This is a genomic window from Shewanella sp. SM71, assembly GCF_025653905.1.
Lineage (GTDB): Bacteria > Pseudomonadota > Gammaproteobacteria > Enterobacterales > Shewanellaceae > Shewanella > Shewanella oncorhynchi.
Window position 1 is genome coordinate 106,135 of sequence record NZ_JAKKRW010000009.1, and the last position, 20,692, is coordinate 126,826.

At 44.6% G+C, this 20,692-nt stretch carries 13 protein-coding genes; 4 read left to right on the top strand and 9 right to left on the bottom strand.

Annotated elements, in window-relative coordinates; translation table 11 throughout:
• Positions 1–16: 16 nt before the first annotated feature.
• Positions 17–3,895, top strand: coding sequence for an ATP-dependent RNA helicase HrpA (gene hrpA / locus L5L97_RS10920; protein ID WP_372832869.1), 3,879 nt, complete (start codon positions 17–19; stop codon positions 3,893–3,895).
• Between the two features lie 71 nt (positions 3,896–3,966).
• Here the strand turns inward: hrpA and nrdD are convergent, their stop codons facing one another.
• The 9 genes from nrdD to L5L97_RS10965 form a co-directional block, all read right to left on the bottom strand.
• Positions 3,967–5,760 carry an anaerobic ribonucleoside-triphosphate reductase gene (gene nrdD, locus L5L97_RS10925; protein WP_263181855.1) on the bottom strand — a complete coding sequence of 598 codons (1,794 nt, stop codon included), beginning with the start codon at positions 5,758–5,760 and terminating at the stop codon, positions 3,967–3,969.
• Positions 5,747–6,226: an anaerobic ribonucleoside-triphosphate reductase activating protein gene (gene nrdG, locus L5L97_RS10930; RefSeq protein WP_263181856.1), complete on the bottom strand. Its 480-nt coding sequence runs from the start codon at positions 6,224–6,226 to the stop codon at positions 5,747–5,749. Before nrdG ends, nrdD begins: the two co-directional genes overlap by 14 nt.
• A 247-nt stretch (positions 6,227–6,473) precedes the next feature.
• Positions 6,474–6,860, bottom strand: a complete 387-nt coding sequence (locus L5L97_RS10935) for a putative zinc-binding protein (RefSeq protein WP_076500146.1) — start codon at positions 6,858–6,860, stop codon at positions 6,474–6,476.
• A gap of 77 nt (positions 6,861–6,937) precedes the next feature.
• Entirely contained in the window at positions 6,938–9,601 is a 2,664-nt protein-coding gene (locus L5L97_RS10940; protein ID WP_263181857.1) for a nitrate/nitrite transporter, read from the bottom strand.
• A 59-nt stretch (positions 9,602–9,660) separates the two neighbouring features.
• The gene (locus L5L97_RS10945) at positions 9,661–10,425 is read right to left on the bottom strand and encodes a peptidylprolyl isomerase (RefSeq protein ID WP_076500142.1); all 765 of its coding nucleotides are present in this window, start codon (positions 10,423–10,425) and stop codon (positions 9,661–9,663) included.
• Between the two features lie 73 nt (positions 10,426–10,498).
• The gene (gene narI, locus L5L97_RS10950) at positions 10,499–11,188 is read right to left on the bottom strand and encodes a respiratory nitrate reductase subunit gamma (RefSeq protein ID WP_076500140.1); all 690 of its coding nucleotides are present in this window, start codon (positions 11,186–11,188) and stop codon (positions 10,499–10,501) included.
• Between the two features lie 11 nt (positions 11,189–11,199).
• Positions 11,200–11,922, bottom strand: coding sequence for a nitrate reductase molybdenum cofactor assembly chaperone (narJ, locus tag L5L97_RS10955; protein ID WP_076500138.1), 723 nt, complete (start codon positions 11,920–11,922; stop codon positions 11,200–11,202).
• A gap of 2 nt (positions 11,923–11,924) precedes the next feature.
• A complete protein-coding gene (gene narH / locus L5L97_RS10960; protein WP_076500136.1) occupies positions 11,925–13,460 on the bottom strand; it encodes a nitrate reductase subunit beta in 1,536 nt (511 codons plus the stop codon).
• A 21-nt stretch (positions 13,461–13,481) separates the two neighbouring features.
• Complete coding sequence (locus tag L5L97_RS10965) at positions 13,482–17,195, bottom strand: nitrate reductase subunit alpha (protein WP_263181858.1); 3,714 nt, start codon at positions 17,193–17,195, stop codon at positions 13,482–13,484.
• 550 nt (positions 17,196–17,745) lie between these two features.
• Here L5L97_RS10965 and L5L97_RS10970 point away from each other — a divergent pair.
• The 3 genes from L5L97_RS10970 to napA are packed head-to-tail and all read left to right on the top strand — an operon-like array spanning position 17,746 to position 20,690.
• Positions 17,746–17,904, top strand: coding sequence for a periplasmic nitrate reductase, NapE protein (locus L5L97_RS10970; RefSeq protein ID WP_076500132.1), 159 nt, complete (start codon positions 17,746–17,748; stop codon positions 17,902–17,904).
• Between the two features lie 36 nt (positions 17,905–17,940).
• Positions 17,941–18,198 carry a chaperone NapD gene (locus tag L5L97_RS10975; RefSeq protein WP_076500130.1) on the top strand — a complete coding sequence of 86 codons (258 nt, stop codon included), beginning with the start codon at positions 17,941–17,943 and terminating at the stop codon, positions 18,196–18,198.
• 2 nt (positions 18,199–18,200) lie between these two features.
• Entirely contained in the window at positions 18,201–20,690 is a 2,490-nt protein-coding gene (napA, locus tag L5L97_RS10980) for a nitrate reductase catalytic subunit NapA (protein WP_107884049.1), read from the top strand.
• Positions 20,691–20,692 lie beyond the last annotated feature (2 nt).

A 20,692-nucleotide genomic window follows, 5' to 3' on the forward strand; every position in this document is an offset into this window, starting at 1 on the left:
GCAATGGAATTTGGATTTGAACTCAGACAAACATCCGCTATCGAACGCCTTTCTTAATCTTTGTTATCAGAGCGACGCGTCGCGGATCCGTCGTCGTTTATTTAAGCTCAATAAAGAAGCCGACTCAGATAAAAAGACCCAAGTCTTAGCTCAGCTGAGCGAGCAAGCGCAGGCGGCGTTTGAGAAGGTTGAGCAGCGTCGTAACGCTCGGCCTAAAATCCACTATCCTGAAAACCTGCCCGTTTCCTTGATGCGCGATGATATTGCACGCGCGATTGCGGGCAATCAAGTGGTGATCATCGCCGGTGAAACGGGTTCGGGTAAAACGACCCAGTTACCTAAAATCTGTTTGGAATTAGGCCTAGGTTGCCGTGGCATGATAGGCCACACCCAGCCACGACGTTTAGCAGCCCGCAGTGTGGCGAGCCGAGTCGCCGAAGAATTACAAAGTCCGCTCGGTGAAGTGGTTGGCTTTAAAGTGCGTTTTGCCGATGCGCTTAAGAGTGACTCTTATATCAAGTTGATGACCGACGGTATTTTACTGGCGGAATTAACCTCCGATCGTAATCTTGATCAATACGATACCATCATCATAGATGAGGCCCACGAGCGCAGCCTCAACATCGATTTTATTCTGGGCTACCTCAAACAAATTCTCAAAAGACGCCCCGATCTCAAAGTTATTATCACGTCGGCGACCATAGACGTTGAGCGTTTTTCTAAGCATTTCAACAATGCACCTATTATCGAAGTGTCGGGCCGTACCTTTCCGGTCGAAACCCGTTACCGACCTTTAGTGCAAGATAGCGATGCCGATTTAGATCAAATCGAAGGCATTTTTGCCGCCGTCGATGAACTGGTGGCCGAAGGGCTGGGCGATATTCTGATCTTTATGAACGGTGAACGGGAAATTCGCGATACGGCCGAGCAATTGAGTCGGCGTAATTACCGCGATACCGAAATTTTGCCGCTGTACGCGCGTTTATCCTATGGCGAGCAGTCCAAAGTTTTCAGTAGTCACAGAGGTCGGCGGATTGTATTAGCGACGAACGTGGCGGAAACTTCGTTGACTGTGCCGGGCATTCGTTACGTTATTGACCCTGGTACGGCGCGTATCAGCCGTTATAGCTATCGCACTAAGGTGCAACGTTTACCGATTGAACCTATCTCGCAGGCGAGTGCCAATCAGCGCCAAGGCCGTTGTGGCCGTGTAGGGCCGGGTATTTGTATCCGTTTGTACGATGAGGCGGATTTTAATAATCGTCCGGCGTTTACCGATCCTGAAATCTTGCGCACTAACTTGGCTTCGGTCATTTTGCAGATGCTGGCCATCGGTTTGGGTGATATCGCCGGTTTCCCCTTTATCGAGCCACCCGATCCACGCCATATCCGCGATGGTTTCCTGTTGCTCGAAGAATTACAAGCGGTTGAGAGCAAACACGGCAAGCTAGTGCTGACACCACTTGGGCGCAACTTGGCGCAAATTCCTGTGGATCCGCGTTTGGCGCGTATGGTGGTCGAGAGTCAGCAGTTAGGTTGTTTGAACGAAGTGTTAGTGATTGCCGCGGGCTTATCGATTCAAGATCCCCGCGAACGTCCGATGGAGAAGAAGCAAGCCAGTGATGAAGCCCATCGCCGTTTTGCCGATCCCAGTTCCGATTTCGTCAGTTGGATAAACCTGTGGCAGCACTTAAAAGATCAACAAAAAGAGTTATCTGCTAGTCAGTTCCGTAAAAAGTGCCGCGATGAATATTTGGCCTATTTGCGCGTTCGCGAGTGGCAGGATTTATACGCCCAGCTTAAACAAGCCGTGCACGATTTAAAGTGGCGCTTAAACGATACGCCAGCTAATTATGACAGCTTGCACCGCGCGCTCTTATCGGGCTTATTGAGTCATGTTGGTTTTAAAGATAACAATAACGAGTACTTAGGTGCCCGTAATCGTAAATTCTTTGTGTTTCCCGGTTCGCCACTGGCCAAAAAAGGCCCTAAGTGGATCATGGCGGCTGAGCTTACCGAAACATCGCGCCTATTCGCTCGCTGCTGCGCCAAAATCGAACCCGAATGGCTAGAGCCCTTAGCGGCGCATTTGATCAAGAAAAGCTATGTGGAGCCCCATTTTGAGGCAAAACCTGGTAGCGTTATCGCCCTTGAAAACCAAGTGCTCTATGGCTTGACGGTGGTGCATCGCCGTAAAGTGCAATATGGCCCCATCGATCCCGTTGAAGCGCGGGAGATTTTTATCCGCAGTGCTTTGGCAGAAGGGCAGTTGCAAACTCAAGAAGCATTTTTTGTGGCTAACCAAAAGTTGCTTGAAGACATTGAGTCCCTTGAGCACAAATCCCGTCGCCGCGATATTTTGGTGGACGAGCAAGTGTTGGTGGACTTTTACGAGCCGCGGATCCCGGAAGGGATTTACAACGCCCAGCTGTTTTTTGGCTGGTGGAAGAAGGTAAAGCGCGAGCAACCGGATTTACTCGATTTCAGCAAAGCACTGTTAATGCAGCGCAATGCCGACCATATTTCGACCTTGGATTTCCCCGATACGTGGCACAAGGGCAATTTGCGCCTGCAGCTGAGTTATCATTTTGAGCCTGCCGCCAGTGATGACGGCGTGTCTGTACACATTCCGGTGGCGCTGCTTAATCAAATTGATGACAGTGATTTTGATTGGCTAGTGGCAGGGCTGCGGGAAGAAAAGTGCATCGCATTGATCAAATCGTTGCCTAAAAGTTTACGGCGTAACTTTGTGCCAGCGCCTGATTACGCCCGAGCTTGTGTGCAGGCCATGGTACCTTTTAGTGCCAGTTTACTGGATACCATGTGCAAACAATTACTGCGTATGAGCGGCACGCGTATATCGCCAGAAGATTTTGATGCAACGCAAATGCCCGCGCATTTACAGATGAATTTTAAAATTGAAGACGATCATCATAATTTAGTAGCGCAGGGCCGCATGCTCGATAACTTAAAAGCCGAATTGCAGGGTGTTGTTGCTAAGGCGATACGTCAGGTGGCGGATAAGGGAATTGAAAAAGAAGCCTTAACTGAATGGTCTTTTGGTGATTTGCCGCAGCAATACCAGCAGCAAAAAGGCAATTATCAAGTACGAGCGTTTCCGGCACTGATCGATAAAAAAGACAGCGTCGCGATCAAATTATTTGATGATGAGTTCGAGGCGCAAGATGCCCATCGCCAAGGTCTGCGACGTTTGCTGTTGCTCAACATTCCTTCGCCGGTAAAACATTTACAGCAAGCCTTGCCGAATAAGGCCAAATTGGCGATGTATTTCAATCCTTTTGGTCAAGTGCAAATTTTGATTGATGATATTATTGCCGCCGCCGTGCAGCAGTTGTTAGACCAAAAAGCGTTAGATGTACGTAATCAAGCTCAATTTGAGCTAGCAAAGGATTGGGTTCGCCAAGAATTAAACCCGACTGCTGAGCAAATAGCTCTTAAGGTTGAACAGATTTTAACCTTGTACCAGAGTATTAAAAAACGTCTTAAAGGCAAAATAAGTTTAGATATCGCCTTTGCTATGAGTGATATCCAAAATCAATTAGACAAATTAGTGTTTAAAGGTTTTGTAGAAGCCTGTGGTTGGCAGCGTCTAGCGGATGTGGCGCGTTATTTAAAAGCGATTGAAACCCGTGTTGAAAAACTGCCTATTGACCCGACTCGCGACCGTTTGCACATGCAAAGTATTAATAAAGTGCAAGCAGCCTTAACGGCGCAGCTAGCAAAAGTACCGCGCGCTATGCCAACACCGCCCGCATTAATTGAAGCTCGCTGGATGATTGAAGAATATCGCGTATCTTGTTTTGCTCAAGTGTTAGGTACCGCATACCCTATTTCTGAAAAGCGTATATTAAATCAACTTACCGAACAGTCATAAATACGCCTAGATTAATATTGAGCAATAGCCAGTTATTTACAGCGCTGGCTATTGACTCAAATAAGGCTTTATCAGGCATGTGTTGATGCGGGCGACTGGTGATAATAACGTAAATCGTGTTCGGTTCGACGTCCTTGACTAAAGGCTGAGACGCGCTTTAAATAACCAATTACACGGGTGCCGTAATCAATGTTTTTTGAACCGCATTGGTGACAATATTGCTGAGTTTGTTTATCAATATGTTGGCATTCATTGCAGATAGTAATTTTCACATTGACACAAAAATAATTACACCCTGTACGTGCAGCGACATTATATAAATTAAGATAATTTTTCACTGATAACTTTTCATCTAAATTTAAATGTAATGCTGAGCCCCCATCTAAGTAGCGGGTCATTTTTTCACCGTGCATAATAAATTTATCAAGATAATTAATGTTAGTGTCTTCTACCGGATAAAAGTAACTGTTATAGCAATTTCGATTAACAAAGTAGCCTGCCTTTCTATCCCAAGCTGCATTCTTTATACCTAAGTTTTCTGCTGGAACAAACTCAGTATTAAATTTGTAGCCAAATTTTTGAGTAGCTTCTCGGTTAACCTTATAAATAATCTGTAATTGTTGGTCGACAAAGGTTTGGTAATCATTATTAGTGTCAGCTATTAAGCCTAAAGATTCAGCAGCTTCTACCATGCCATTAATACCAATCGTCATAAATTGTTTATCCAGAGAGATAAACCCCGCGGTATAGACTGGCAGCATGCCATTGGCTAATTGTTCTTCCATTAGCTTACGATAGGCAATCTGATATTGATGAACCTTTTCAACCTCGATTTTAAGATCGCGTTTATCTTGGATTAATCGATTCATATTAATAGTGATAACATTAATTGAACCCGTGGCGACGCCGCCAGCACCTAAGCTGTAGGAGAAGGTGTGATCGCTTATTTCATTCCGTAAACGACAGCATGAGGCTAAAGAGTCAGCATTTTTGGATTGATAAATAAAAAATGCACCGCCTTCGCTCATATTTTTGGCACAAACATGGGCAAACTCCGTATCTTTAACTTTATCATCAACGGTTAACATCGCCGCGGTGATCACTGGAAAGGTTAAAATGGCTTTATTCCGTTCTTGATTAAACCAATCTAAGAAAAAAACTTGTAACTGTTTTAAAGAGTGCCAATCTGGCGGGGTAAAGTCAGGAAATACAAATTGCCCAAACATGGCTTCAAAATAATATTGATCATAAAGAGAGATATTCCAAAATACACTTTGGTATCCTCTTGCTGCTGCAGGTTGATTTAACGCATACACAACGTGTTGCAGGTGGTTCTCTATTGCGTGTTTATGCTCGGTGAGATAATCATCTCCAAAATCTTTACGGGCAAAATAATCGAAATACATTAAAAATTCGACAGTCGCAATTGCGCCAGCAAATTGCGCGCTGATAGCAAATACTAAATTAACAAAGCTGCCACAAAAAGACTCTAAGTGTTTTGGCGCTTGTGATTCGCCGCCTAATTGAGTTAATCCGCTGAGTAAAAATGGGTACATTGAAATAGAAGCACAATAGGGTTTTAAACTGGTTTCATCATGAACGTAAATTTCATGTTCTGTTATTTGTCTCTCGTATTCTTTCGCTAAATCTACACCATATAATTCAGTTATTTTTTGTTTTACTAATTCACGATTAATATCAATAAAATAATCTTTCATTAACTCGGTTTCTAAGGTGGCAATGTTCTTATGAGTCACATTTGCATTCGCATCTAAATGCGAAGCATCAGCGGCATTATTGGATTGTTGATATTGCTTAATAAAAGCTAATTTTTTTTGTAATTGCTGTGGGTTAAGAGATGGCATGGTGATGTTCCCTAAATTTAAAGTTGAGTAGGTTTCCCGTTGCGAGTTCAATAAAGCGTTGATTAGTTTTTTCCTTTTCTAATCCTCCTTGATTTGGTCGCCAAGCCCCCGTTTTGAGGTAATCCAACTGTGCAATTAGATGCTGTGATACCTTGGTTTTTCCAGTGTAGAGACAGGTTTTAAGACCGTGTTTTTTTGCCAGTGATAACTTGTCGAGTAATGCAGCGGGGTTCCATTCGCCACCAAAAAATAAAACACAACTCACCAGTCCCTGATAACGTGTTAAATAATGTTGAAAATTATCATTATTTAACTGAATACCCGTTTCTGGATCCCAAGTATCTTGGCTATGACATCCTTGGCAACGTAGTGGGCAACCTGTGATGGTAAATGCTAACGACACCTCATCAGGAACCTCTTGAAAACAGATCTGTGGTGCAAAGCTATTAAATGTAATAACCACCATATGTTGTGTCCATTTTATTTTAATCAACTATATATTGTGTTTTATAATATCGGGATAGGCAAATAATAGTTTGATCAAGATCAAACTATTGAGGATTAATGCGATGAGGTTAATCTTGGGGGAGTGAAGCAGATAACACGGGTGAATGGCTGTAAATAAGTGCTTGTTTAAGCTGTATTAAACTTAGCTTATTTACAGTAGGTTCCAGATTTTAAATAAAACAGCAGCAGTGTAAATAATGGTTAGACTAATTAAGTTTACATTGAGGAATATGAATAATTTTTTGATGGATATGTTGTAACAAACGGTAACTATCAGCCAGATCGCAATCAATTTGCTGTTGTTTTTTATAGCCCAATTGGGTGAGCTCTATGTGCCAGGTGGGTACAATTTGCTGTAGCGCTAAGCTATTTTTAACGCAATTGAGCTTACAACCATCAAGTGCCAATATGGGGCGTCCAGATTTAGCCAGTCTGACAATCGATTTTATATTCCCTCCAACGCCCGCGATACATGACATTTGCATCACGCCTGAACGATCAAGGGTCAGTGCCACATCATTAGCTAATTGTGCGACATTTGAGCAGCCGGAGCAGGCATAAACCAAGGGTTTATTCGTCGATAATTTTGTCATGTTGGCACCTTTGTAAAAAAGTGAATGTCGATGATAGGCACCCTAAATCGGCATGCCTACCATTGTTTAGCTAACAGTTAGCAAGGGATCTCTGCGTTACGTCTAGCGTAGAACCACCAAGTGATAACCACACAACTGGCGTAAAACAGGATAAACCCATAGAGCGCGGTATCTACCGCTCCAGTTAAGCTCATTGCGGTGCCATAGGATTTGGGAATAAAAAATCCGCCATAGGCAGCAATGGCAGAAATAAAGCCTAAAACTGCTGCGGACTCTCGGTTTCCTTCGATTTCGGCTTGTTTTTCCATGCCTTTACCTAATGCTTTTTGCCTAAGGGTTAAAAACATCACTGGCACCATACGGAACGTTGAACCATTACCAATGCCTGTGGTGATAAAGAGCAAAACAAACATACCGAAGAAGCCGCCAAAATTACCCGCAGCACCGTCATGCGGTAAGAAATACAGCACACCGACAACGCCTAACGCCATGAAGAAAAAATTCCATAGCGTCACTTGGGCGCCGCCAAATTTATCGGCTAATTTACCGCCGATAGGCCTGGCTAATGCACCTGCAAGTGGACCGATAAAGGCAAACTTAACGGGATCGACATCTGGGAATAACATACCCGATAACAATGGGAAACCTGCAGCAAAACCAATAAAGCTGCCAAAAGTTCCTAAATAAAGCCAGCACATTAGCCAAGTATGATGACGTTTAAAGACGACGGCTTGCTCCTTAAATGAAGATTTAGCATCCGTAATATCATTCATGCCAAACCACGCCGCAATGGAGCCAATAATGATAAATGGCACCCAGATAAACGCCGCGTTTTGCAACCACACCGAATGTGTTTCACTGTTTTGCAATACGAGGGTGAGAGGCTCTCCTTCTAAACCGCCAAACACACTGGCAGATATCACTAAAGGGGCAATTAATTGCATGCCCGATACGCCTAAGTTACCCAGCCCAGCATTAAGCCCTAGTGCAGTACCTTTTTCAGCTCTAGGATAGAAAAAGCTGATGTTTGCCATACTCGATGAGAAGTTAGCGCCACCTAAACCACAGAGTAAGGCTAAAATCAGCATGATGAGATAGGGGGTTTCGATATTTTGCAGTGCAAAACCCATCCATAAACAAGGGATTAAAAGTGATGCGGTTGATAAGGCTGTCCAACGGCGACCACCGAAGATGGGGATCATAAAGCCATAGAAAATTCGCAGTGTAGCACCCGATAATGCGGGTAGCGCCGCCAACCAAAACAATTCATTTGGGCTGTAGTTAAAGCCTAATGTCGGCATTTTAACCACCATAATGCTCCAAATAGACCATACGGCAAACGCAAGGAAGAGGTTGGGTATTGAGATCCATAAATTGCGCGTGGCAATTTTTTTACCTTTAGTGTCCCAAAAATGTTTATTTTCAGGTTGCCAATCGTTAAGTACAAAGGCGTCGGGTGTGGTCATTTCGGGTAAGTTTTTTACCGTTTGACCACTGGCCCATTCCATTCTCTCGGCTCGGCGAATTGAATAATGCATCCACATTAATGAGATAGAACTAATAACAAACAACAGCATAAAACAGCTTTGCCAGATGCCAATAACGTCATTGAGCATCCCAAATGTGACGGGTAATAAGAAGCCGCCAATACCGCCGACCATACTCACAAGGCCGCCCACTACGCCGACATTATTCGGGAAATAAGTCGGTATATGCTTAAATACCGCCGCTTTACCTAAAGACATGAAAAAACCTAAGGTAAAAATAAGCAGCACAAAAACGGGCAAGGATAGGTGGAAGTTAAATTCAAAAACGTGTTCAACCCCTTTTACACTGTAGTGGGTTGGGGGATAACTGAGTAAAAAGGTACAAATGGTACTGATGCCTAACGTCCAATACATGATGCGACGGGCGCCGTATTTGTCGGACCAAAAGCCGCCTAAAATACGAAATAAAGAACCTGGGATAATATAAAACGAGGTAAGAATACCGGCGGTGACTAATGACACACCATAAACATCAATAAGGTAGTGGGGTAGCCATAGGGCGAGTGCCACAAAGGCGCCAAACACGAAAAAATAATATAATGCGAAGCGCCAAATACGAATGTCGCTGAGTAAGCTTAGTTGTTCACTGAATTTGGGCGGTTTGAAATTAGTTAATCGGCGGGGTTCTGTTTTGGCAAAGACCAAATATGTGGTTGCCGAAATCGCAATGATTAAAGCATAAATTTGAGCGGTTTCTTGCCAACTGAAGTACTTTAATAAAAAGGGTGCGCCAAAGGTTGTTAGCGCAGCACCCACGTTGCCCGCACCAAAAATACCGAGTGCAGTACCTTGTTTTTGTGTTTCAAACCAAGATGCGACATAGGTCGCACCGACAATAAAGCCACCGCCAGCTAAACCCAGCCCAATACCTGCAACTAATAGCATATCGTAACTATCAGCAAGACTGAGCAGATAGGTCGCAATGGCAGCAATGTACATTAACGTACTAAATACAAGGCGCCCACCCCAGCGCTCCGTAAACATACCTAGGGCAATGCGGCTCAACGAGCCGCTTAAAATGGGCAGCGCCATTAATAACGCCATTTGCGTATCGGTTAAGGCTAAATCCGCTTTTATTTTTATCCCTAAAATTGAAAATATCGTCCAAACGGCGAAACAGAGCGTAAAAGCAGCGGTGGTAAGCCACAATGCGCGGTATTGTCCACTCTTAATGTGTAGCGGTAGACTACTCATTTGAAAACTCCGACAAATTAGCAAAATGTAACGTTAAAAAACATTAGCTTTTTAATGGGTTACTGCAGTAATGGCTCATTATTGGTGTCAAAATCAAAACCTTCTATATGGGCTTCGTCTATTAACACTTGGATATATTGAGCAATGGATTTTTGACGCACTTTTTCATTAAGGTATAAGCTAATCCTGTCGCTAACCGCTTCAAATGGGAGAGGGTTACCGGCAATTTTGTGTTTGATATCGACAATATGAAATCCATAACGACTTTCTATCGGGTAGGGTTGCAAGCCTATTTCGGCGGTTAATAGCTGTCGTTCAAATTCCGGCACGGTTTGCCCACGGCTGAGCTGACCTAAATTTCCCCCTACGGATTTTGAAGGGCAGGCAGAAAACTCCTGTGCTAAAGCGGCAAAATTGGCTTTTTGATGCAATTGTTCAATCAGTTGCTCGGCGATGATTTTACCCTCTGCTCTGGCTTTTAAATCATCGGGCGCAGCGGCAATCAGGATATGGTTAGCCTCAACCAATGGCGAGGTTGTAAATCGATGTGGGTTTTGTTCAAAATACTGTAAACACTCTTCGGGAGTCGCTTGAGGAATAGGTACTTCAGATTCAATGAGTTGCTCTAAATAATCCTCTTTATTACAGATCTCATCATTAGGGCGAGATAGCGATAATGCTTTTGCACGTTGAAGTAGCAATTCGCCAATGATTAAACTCTGGGCGGCTTCTAACATCGCTTTACGTTGGGTTGGGGCCGGGAAATACTGCATTTCACTGAGAACTTGCTCTTCGGTAATGCTGGCTTGGTTGACTGTGATCATAATATGGCTCTCTATAAAATAAATGCGGGCGAGCAAAGATCCCCTGATAGGCCAATATCAAGGGGATTTAGCACTAACGGCTGACTTTACGACGTACTATTTGTGGTGCGCGTGTCAGATACTGCAGTGGTGCACTGAGCATGTGAACCAAGCGGCTGAATGGGAATACTACAAACAGCGTCATACCTAGAATGACGTGCAATTTGAAGACGATATTTACATCGCTAATGGCTTCAACGGCTGCAACACTATTAAAGGTCATAATGTTTTGTGCCCAAGCCATTAACTTAAGCATTTCAGCGCCATCTAAGTGTCCACCTGATACCGGAATAGAAATAAGTCCGAGGATCAGTTGTCCATAGAGCATTAAGAGGATGATGATATCCATCTTTTTGCTAGTGGCACGAACGCGAGGGTTTGTTAGGCGACGACGGATCAAAATGGTTAATCCCGCAAAGCAAATTACCCCAAATAATCCACCCGCACCCATAGCAAGTAACTGTTTAAACTCGGCAGTCACGCCCAGCGCGTGCCAAACGGCTAATGGTGTGAGTAATCCCACAAAATGACCGAAGAAAATCCCGATCACCCCAACGTGAAACAATACGCTACCAATATGCAGTTGGCGTTTTTCCAGCATTTGGCTGGAGCTCGCTTTCCACGTGTATTGTTCACGGTCATAGCGGATCCAGCTGCCGATAAACATCACCGCCATAGCGATATAGGGGTAGATGCCAAAGGCAAATATTGAGAAATGGCTCATCAATGCTCTCCTTACAACCGTTGGCTATTGCTTTTAGGCTGCAATAGTTCGGTATTGAGTGGAATGTGTTGGTCCCGACGCTGCGTTTCACTGGGTTTATTGCTGCTATTACAGCCCGTTTGCGCGTTGTCCATAAAGCTCACCATTTCTTCTTCCCACACTTTATCGAGCTCTTTGGGGGTGTTGTCGGGTTGTTCGTCAACGATTTGTTCACGTAAATCCTTAAGATCGACATCAACCTTGCTTAAGCTCAATAGTGCATGGAGTAAGTTGGCATAATTTGATTGGTGCTTTTCAAGTCTGCATGCCAGTAGCGCTAAAATCGGCGCCACTTCTTCTAATCCATAACGGCCGTTTTCGCTGCCTTGGGTTGACATAAACTCAAGATATAGCGGGATATAATCTGGCAACTCTTTAGCACTAATATCTAGACCTGCTTGGTGATATTGATCTAAAAGGTTGACCATGGCTTGCCCGCGGTCACGTGATTCACCGTGAACGTGTTCAAATAACAGTAAGGACAAAGAACGTCCTCGCTCGAATAAGCCGTCATATTCGGCTTGCCAGTCCATGGTATCCATCGCAAAACGCTCGGCGATAAACTGCAGTACAAGGGCTTGATGCGCGGCATCAAGTTCAGATCCCGTGACAATGGCCTCTAACTCTGCCCGCGCGTCGAGTAGTTCAGCGTGCGGGTAATCGAGTAGTATTGAAATAACACTCAGTACTTTCATGTTTACTTCTCCAATGTGACAGGAATGACTTGGCGTACACCGGTCGCTTTGCTGCCAAATAAGTTGACGCCGTTGTTACCATCGCCACAGCCATTTCCAAAACTAAAGCCGCAACTGCTTTTCATGTCGTAGGCATTTTCTGCGTAGGCTTTATGGCTCGTTGGCACTACGAATCTGTCTTCGTAGTTAGCAATGGCCATGTAGCGATACATTTCTTCGACTTCGACTGCGGTGAGGCCAACTTGCTTTAGCACCTCTAAGTCTTCAACTTTGTCGACCTGTTGTGAGCGTTTATAGGCACGCATCGCGATCATGCGCTCAAGTGCACGCTCAACTGGTTTTTCATCGCCAGCAGTTAACAGGTTTGCAAGGTAACGTAGCGGTATACGCAATGATTTCAGATCGGGGATTTCACCGTTCATGCCGACATGACCTGCTTCTACTGCCGTTTGGATTGGCGATAGTGGCGGCACATACCACACCATAGGTAAGGTGCGATATTCAGGGTGTAAAGGCAGCGCGACTTTCCAGTCGATTGCCATTTTGTATACCGGTGAGCGCTGGGCCGCAGTGATCCAGTTATCACTGATGCCTTCTTTACGCGCCGCTTCAATTACCGCCGGATCGTTAGGGTCGAGGAAAACATCGAGCTGTGCTTGATATAGATCTTTTTCATTTGGAGTATTTGCCGCAATTTCAATTTGATCGGCGTCGTACAGCAATACGCCCAGATAGCGGATACGGCCTACGCAGGTTTCAGAGCAAACCGTAGGTTGACCCGCTTCAATGCGAGGGAAACAGAAAGTACATTTTTCTGATTTACCTGATTTCCAGTTGAAGTAGATTTTTTTGTAAGGGCAGGCAGAAACACACATGCGCCAGCCGCGACATTTATCTTGGTCAATCAGTACGATACCGTCTTCTTCACGCTTGTAAATCGAGCCTGAAGGGCAAGAGGCAACACATGCTGGGTTTAAGCAGTGCTCACACAGGCGAGGTAAATACATCATGAAGGTTTTTTCAAATTGACCATAAATGTCTTTTTGAATCACATTATCGAAGTTGATGTCTTTTTTACGCTTTTCGAACTCAGTCCCGAGAATTTCTTCCCAGTTTGGACCCCATTCAATTTTCTCCATACGCTGACCTGTGATCAGCGAGCGGGGTCTAGCAACCGGTTGATGTTGGCTATCAGGCGCTGTGTGTAAATACTCGTAGTCAAAATCAAAGGGTTCGTAGTAATCGTCAATTTCAGGTAAATCAGGGTTAGCAAAAATTTTTGCCAGCAATCTGATTTTGCCACCGATTTTGAGTTCTAACTTACCGGCGTCAGTGCGTTTCCAGCCGCCGTTCCATTTCTTTTGGTTTTCCCATTCTTTTGGAAAGCCAATACCGGGTTTAGTTTCTACGTTATTGAACCACGCGTATTCGACGCCTTCGCGTGAGGTCCAAACGTTTTTACACGTGATGGAGCAAGTGTGGCAACCGATGCATTTATCTAAATTTAGCACCATGCCGATTTGGGCTCTAACTTTCATATTGTATTCCTCGCTCCACGCTTATTTAGTATCTAACCAGTCGACGTTGTGCATTTTGCGTACAACAACAAATTCGTCGCGGTTACAACCGACAGTACCGTAATAGTTAAAACCATAGGATTGTTGCGCATAGGCACCAATCATATGAGTGGGTTTCATCACTGCGCGGGTGACTGAGTTATGGATCCCGCCACGGGTGCCGGTCATTTCTGACCCTGGTATATTTACGATACGTTCTTGGGCGTGGTACATCATGCTCATGCCTTCTGGCACACGTTGTGACACCACAGCGCGGCACGCTATTGCACCGTTGACGTTGAAGACTTCAATCCAATCGTTATCTTCAATACCCGCGGTTTTAGCATCGGTCTCACTCATCCACACGATAGGGCCACCGCGTGATAGTGTGAGCATCAACAGGTTGTCGGAGTAAGTACTATGAATGCCCCACTTTTGGTGTGGGGTGATCCAGTTCAGAACAATTTCTTTATTGCCGTTAGGCTTTTTGTTCAATACTGGGGCAACGGTTTTTAAGTTAATGGGCGGTTTATAGGCACAGAGCTGCTCGCCAAAGTCACGCATCCACTGGTGATCTTGGTAAAACTGTTGACGGCCAGTAATGGTGCGCCACGGTATCTGCTCATGTACGTTGGTATAGCCCGCGTTATAGGACACATGCTCATCTTCTAAACCAGACCAAGTCGGTGAAGAGATAATTTTGCGCGGCTGGGCAACAATATCGCGCCAACGAATTTTTTCATCCTCTTTGGGTTTGGCTAAGTGGGTGTGATCTATGCCAGTCATCTCGCCCAATGCTTCCCATGCTTTAACGGCAACTTGACCATTGGTTTCAGGGGCGAGGGTGAGGATCATTTCGCAGGCATCAATGGCAGTATCTAGCTTTGCCATGCCTTTGTTGATGCCTTCTGTGGTATGGGTATAGTTGAGTTGAGTTAATAACTTAACTTCATCTTTAGTGTCCCAACTAATGCCTTTACCACCATTGCCGATTTTTTCAAGTAGGGGGCCTACCGAAGTAAAACGAGCATAGGTATTAGGGTAGTCGCGCTCAACCATAGTTAAATGCGGCATGGTTTTACCCGGAATAGCTTCACATTCGCCTTTCCACCATGCTTTAACATCATAGGGTTGAGCTAATTCAGCTGGGGTATCGTGGTGCATTGGAATGGTCACCAGATCTTGTTCTACCCCTAAGTGCCCCACACACACGCGGGAAAACTCTTTGGCGATGCCTTTAAAGATTTCCCAGTCAGAGCGCGCTTCCCATACGGGATCGATTGCGGCTGATAAAGGATGAATAAACGGATGCATATCCGAGGTATTCATATCATCTTTTTCATACCAAGTTGCAGTAGGTAAAACAATATCTGAATATAAACAAGTGGTTGACATACGGAAATCTAAGGTGACCCATAAGTCGACTTTGCCTTCGGCGCCTTCATCTTTCCATTCGACGTCTTCGGGTTTATTGCCGCCAAAATCACCGAGATCTTTACCTAATAGCCCATGCTTAGTGCCGAGGAAGTGGCGCAACATGTATTCGTGGCCTTTGCCGGATGAACCCAGCAGATTAGAGCGCCAAATGAACATATTACGTGGGAAGTTTTTCGGATCGTCTGGCTGCTCACAGGCAAATTTTAGGTCGCCGCTTTTCAGTTGTGATACCACGTAGTCTTCAACGTTTTGTCCAGCCGCTTTAGCACTGGCGGACAAATGCAGTGGGTTAGTGCTTAATTGTGGTGCAGAGGGTAACCAGCCCATACGTTCAGCACGACTATTGAAATCGATAATGCTGCCAGTCCAGTTTTCTTTTGGCGCGAGCGGCGAAATAATTTCAGACATGTTCAATTTTTCATAACGCCACTGACTAGAGTGGTTGTAGAAGAATGAAGTGCCGTTCATGTGACGTGGTGGGCGCTGCCAGTCAAGTGCAAACGCCAGTGGTGTCCAACCCGTTTGTGGACGAAGTTTTTCTTGTCCTACATAGTGAGCCCAGCCACCGCCAGATTGACCGATACAACCACACATCATTAACATGTTAATGAGGCCGCGGTAGTTCATGTCCATGTGATACCAGTGGTTTAGTGCAGCGCCCACAATTACCATAGAGCGACCATTGGTTTTATCAGCATTACGCGCAAACTCAGTGGCAACACGGATAACATCGGCACGTTTTACACCGGTGATCACTTCTTGCCAAGCTGGCGTGTAGGGGATGTTATCGTCAAACGAGCTAGCACGATTGCTGTCGTTAACGCCGTTATCCACCCCATAATGCGCCAGCATTAAGTCAAATACGCTCGCTACTTTTGCCTGTTTACCGTCGGCAAGCGTAATGGTTTTAACTGGCACATTACGCAACTGAATATCACTGTGATCTGTGTGTTGAAAGTATTCATATTCGTGCGGCGCGCCGCCAAAGTAAGGGAAAGCGACTTCGGTCAGTTCAGTGTGATCTTTAAGAGATAGTAAAAGATCAATATCGCCTTTACTGTCTTTAGATTCTAAGTTCCATTTGCCTTTTTCACCCCAACGATAACCGATAGAGCCGTTAGGGCTAGTGAGGTTACCATCATGGTTAAATGCAATCGTTTTCCAATCTGGATTATTCTCTTCACCCAAATTATCAACTAAATCAGCCGCACGTAAAAAACGTCCACTGGTAAGGTGGCCATTAACTTCTTCAAGCATGACCAACATCGGCATGTCGGTGTAGCGTTTAGCGTAGTTAATGAAATACGCACTTGGGGTATTGACGTAAAACTCTTTTAAAATCACATGACCAAAAGCCATTGCCAAGGCGGCATCAGTGCCTTGACGTGGCGCTAACCAAGTATCACCAAACTTAGAAGCTTCAGAGTAATCGGAGGTAATAACGCAGGTTTTGGTGCCCTTGTAACGGACCTCACTTAAAAAGTGCGCATCGGGAGTACGGGTTTGCGGTACGTTTGAGCCCCAAACAATGATGTAATTTGAGTTATACCAATCTGCAGATTCTGGAACGTCAGTCTGCTCACCCCAAACCTGTGGTGAGGCGGGGGGCAAATCACAATACCAATCGTAGAAACTTAGGCAGTTAGCACCAATTAATGATAAATAACGCGCGCCAGCGGCATAGGACACCATCGACATTGCCGGAATAGGGGAGAAACCGGATACGCGATCTGGGCCGTACTCTTTAGTGGTATACACGTTAGATGCAGCAATGATTTCATTGACTTCATCCCAACTCGCACGGATGAAACCTCCTAATCCCCGTCGTTCTTTGTAGCTTTTGGCTTTAACCGGATCGCTCACAATCGACGCCCATGCATCGACAGGATCAGCATGTTGTTGCTTAGCTTCGCGCCATAGTTTCATTAATTGTTGACGAACTTTAGGATATTTCAGGCGATTTGCGCTGTAGATATACCATGAATAACTCGCGCCTCGTGGGCAGCCTCTGGGTTCATGGTTAGGTAAGTCGGGTCGAGTACGAGGGTAATCGGTTTGTTGGGTTTCCCACGTAACTAAGCCATTTTTAACATAAATTTTCCAACTGCAAGAGCCTGTACAGTTTACCCCGTGGGTAGAACGAACAATTTTATCGTGTTGCCAGCGTTGACGATAACCCTGTTCCCAACTTCTATCTTTATCGGTTGTCACGCCATGCCCATCGGCAAAGGGTTCTTGGTGGGTTTTAAAAAACCGCAATTTATCGAGTAAGTGACTCATCTTATTAATTAACTCCTAGTACGACATTGCTAACAACCTCGAATGTTGTGCGACACAGCATTGTGGGTTGTTGAGTGGTAGTTATATTGACTGCTGTTTTATGCTTAGAAGATGAAAGATGTTAATAAGTCTGGAGTGTGCAACGGTTTATAACGTTGATCGCGATCAATAAAGTGCTTTATATGTGATAAATATCTATTTATGAGTATATTGGTTGTTGTGTTGGTTAACGTTTTTGCAACGCAGCTTTTAGAGACAGAAGTGACGCTGTTTAAAACCGAAATTCCTTGTCTTCTTAAACAGTTATTTTGACGAGCATGGCGGGAGTAAACTTTTTGTTAAGTGCTTTGTAGATCGGGATCACGCTTATTGTTAATTACCTAATTAGAGGCACATAAAAAAAACCTAGACTTACCTATCATGGTGTTAGGTTAATAAAATTTCGCCAATAATTTAAAAAATGGCAAAGAATTTGATTGTATTTAAGTGTTATCAAATCGTTAAGTAAGATAAGGTAGTTAATACGATAGACGTACTTTAGGGAGCGTATATGACAACTCAAACAGATGAAAGTAAGAGCTTAGAACTCAAGATTTTCCTATTTTTAACCGTATTGTTAGCACCTATTCTGTCGGTGCTTCTGGTTAGCGGTTTAGGTTTTGCAATTTGGTTTAGCCAGATTTTAACTGGTCCACCAGGTGCGGGTTAACATAATAAAAATCATGAAATAAGAGTGAAGTGTCGGATGAGTAAAGAGATTCATATTACAAGTTTAGTCGTACAAGTTTTGCCACAAAAAATGGCAGAGGTTAGGCAGCAGATTATGACCATTGAGAATGCTGAGCTTTCCGTAAATAACGAAGTGAAATTAGTGGTAGTGCTTGAAGGGGATACTCAACGAGCCATTATGGAAAGTATCGAAACCATCAATGCCATTCCTGGTGTCTTATCCGCCACTATGGTTTACCACCAGAGTGAAGAGCTTAAAGAGGGTGAAGAATGAACATGAATAGACGTGACTTTATTAAAGCCAATGCAGTCATCGCCGCTGCAGGAGCGGCAGGTTTAGCTCTGCCAGCTGGCGCAAGCAATTTAATTACCAGTTCAGAACAAACAAAATTAGAGTGGAACAAAGCGCCGTGCCGTTTTTGCGGCACGGGTTGTTCTGTGATCGTTGCTACCCGCGAGGGTAAAGTGGTTGCCACCCATGGTGATGCCAATAGTGAAGTTAACCGCGGCCTTAACTGCATCAAGGGTTATTTCTTATCCAAGATTATGTATGGTAGCGATCGTTTAACTACGCCCATGCTACGTATGACGGATGGCAAATTTGACAAGCACGGTGAGTTTTCACCGATAAGCTGGGATAGCGCCTTTGATATCATGGCGCAAAAATGGAAAGCAACCATTAAAGCTAAAGGCCCAACAGCGATTGGTATGTTTGGTTCTGGTCAATGGACCGTATGGGAAGGTTATGCCGCCGTTAAGCTGATGAAAGCCGGCTTTGGTTCAAACAACATCGATCCTAATGCGCGCCATTGCATGGCTTCGGCCGTGGTAGGTTTTATGCGTACCTTCGGCATTGACGAACCTATGGGTTGTTATGACGACATTGAAGCTGCTGATGCCTTTGTACTTTGGGGCTCAAACATGGCGGAAATGCACCCGATTTTATGGAGCCGTGTCACCGACCGTCGCCTCAGTGCCCCCCATGTTAAAGTATCAGTATTATCGACCTTCCAGCATCGTTCTTTCGATTTGGCCGACTTACCAATAGTATTTACACCGCAAACTGACTTAGCCATTTTAAACTTTATTGCTAACTATATTATTCAAAACGATAAAGTGAATTGGGATTTTGTTAAAAAGCATGTGAACTTCCACATGGGAACCCACGACATTGGTTATGGTTTGCGCCCAACGCACCCACTTGAGAAAAAAGCCAAAAACGTTAAAACGGCTGCTGATTCAACGCCAATCGATTTCGATACGTTTAAAGCCTTTGTTGCCGATTACAATGTAGAAAAAGTCAGTAAATTATCAGGTGTATCAGAAGAGAAACTGATTGAATTGGCCAAGTTATATGCCGATCCTAATACTAAAGTGACTTCTTTTTGGACGATGGGATTTAACCAGCACACTCGTGGTGTATGGTGTAACAACCTGATTTATAACATTCACTTGTTAGTCGGTAAAATTTCAACTCCAGGTAACAGCCCATTCTCGTTAACAGGTCAGCCATCTGCTTGCGGTACGGCCCGTGAAGTGGGAACCTTCTCACATCGTTTACCTGCCGATTTAGTGGTCACTAATCCTGAGCACAGAAAACATGCTGAAAATATTTGGAAAATTCCTAGCGGCATTATTCCACCTAAGCCTGGCTACCACGCAGTTGAACAAAACCGTCGCCTTAAAGATGGTGATTTAAACTGCTATTGGGTCCAAGTTAACAACAATATGCAAGCGGGTGCGAACATTAACGAAGAGATGTTACCTGGCTATCGTAACCCAGATAACTTTATCGTGGTGTCCGATGCTTACCCAACAGTGACAACTCAAGCCGCTGACTTAATTCTTCCTACCGCGATGTGGGTCGAAAAAGAAGGCGCTTATGGTAATGCTGAACGCCGTACGCAATTCTGGCATCAAATGGTGCAAGCACCTGGTGAATCACACTCAGATTTATGGCAGCTGATGGAATTTGCTAAACGCTTCACTACCGATGAAGTATGGCCACAGGATGTATTAGCGGCAAACCCAGAGTTTAAGGGTAAAACGTTATACGAAGTGCTATATCAAAATGGCAATGTCGATAAGTTCCCACTTGCAGATGCAGATCCTAAGTACCTAAACAACGAAGCAAAACATTTTGGCTTCTACGTACAAAAGGGCTTATTCGAAGAATATGCAACCTTTGGCCGTGGTCATGGTCACGATTTAGCGCCCTTTGATGCCTACCACGAAGCACACGGTTTACGTTGGCCGGTAGTGGATGGTAAAGAAACCAAATGGCGTTTCCGTGAAGGTAGCGACCCGTATGTGAAACCAGGAAAAGACTTTGAGTTTTACGGTCACCCTGATGGTCGTGCCATTATTTTTGCACTGCCTTACGAACCCGCTGCTGAGTCACCAGATGAAGAATACGATATATGGCTATCAACAGGTCGCGTACTTGAACACTGGCATTCAGGTTCAATGACTCAACGTGTACCTGAGCTGTATCGTGCCTTCCCTGATGCTGTGTGTTTTATGCACCCAGAAGATGCTAAAAAACGAGGTTTACGCCGTGGTGATGAAGTGCGAGTTGTGTCGCGTCGCGGCGAAATCAAAACGCGCGTTGAAACCCGTGGTCGTAACAAGCCACCTGTAGGCTTAGTGTTTGTGCCTTGGTTTGATGCTAGCCAGCTCATTAATAAAGTCACGTTAGATGCGACAGATCCTTTGTCAAAACAAACTGACTATAAAAAATGTGCGGTGAAGATCGTCAAAGCATAAGG

Excerpts from the sequence above, each read along its gene's own strand:
- nrdD (WP_263181855.1), bottom strand. The coding sequence starts at position 5,760 with ATGCCATCTCTTAACCCACAGCAATTACAAAAAAAATTAGCTTTTATT.
- nrdG (WP_263181856.1), bottom strand. The coding sequence starts at position 6,226 with ATGGTGGTTATTACATTTAATAGCTTTGCACCACAGATCTGTTTTCAA.
- L5L97_RS10935 (WP_076500146.1), bottom strand. The coding sequence starts at position 6,860 with ATGACAAAATTATCGACGAATAAACCCTTGGTTTATGCCTGCTCCGGC.
- L5L97_RS10940 (WP_263181857.1), bottom strand. The coding sequence starts at position 9,601 with ATGAGTAGTCTACCGCTACACATTAAGAGTGGACAATACCGCGCATTG.
- L5L97_RS10945 (WP_076500142.1), bottom strand. The coding sequence starts at position 10,425 with ATGATCACAGTCAACCAAGCCAGCATTACCGAAGAGCAAGTTCTCAGT.
- narI (WP_076500140.1), bottom strand. The coding sequence starts at position 11,188 with ATGAGCCATTTCTCAATATTTGCCTTTGGCATCTACCCCTATATCGCT.
- narJ (WP_076500138.1), bottom strand. The coding sequence starts at position 11,922 with ATGAAAGTACTGAGTGTTATTTCAATACTACTCGATTACCCGCACGCT.
- narH (WP_076500136.1), bottom strand. The coding sequence starts at position 13,460 with ATGAAAGTTAGAGCCCAAATCGGCATGGTGCTAAATTTAGATAAATGC.
- L5L97_RS10965 (WP_263181858.1), bottom strand. The coding sequence starts at position 17,195 with ATGAGTCACTTACTCGATAAATTGCGGTTTTTTAAAACCCACCAAGAA.
- L5L97_RS10970 (WP_076500132.1), top strand. The coding sequence starts at position 17,746 with ATGACAACTCAAACAGATGAAAGTAAGAGCTTAGAACTCAAGATTTTC.
- L5L97_RS10975 (WP_076500130.1), top strand. The coding sequence starts at position 17,941 with ATGAGTAAAGAGATTCATATTACAAGTTTAGTCGTACAAGTTTTGCCA.
- napA (WP_107884049.1), top strand. The coding sequence starts at position 18,201 with ATGAATAGACGTGACTTTATTAAAGCCAATGCAGTCATCGCCGCTGCA.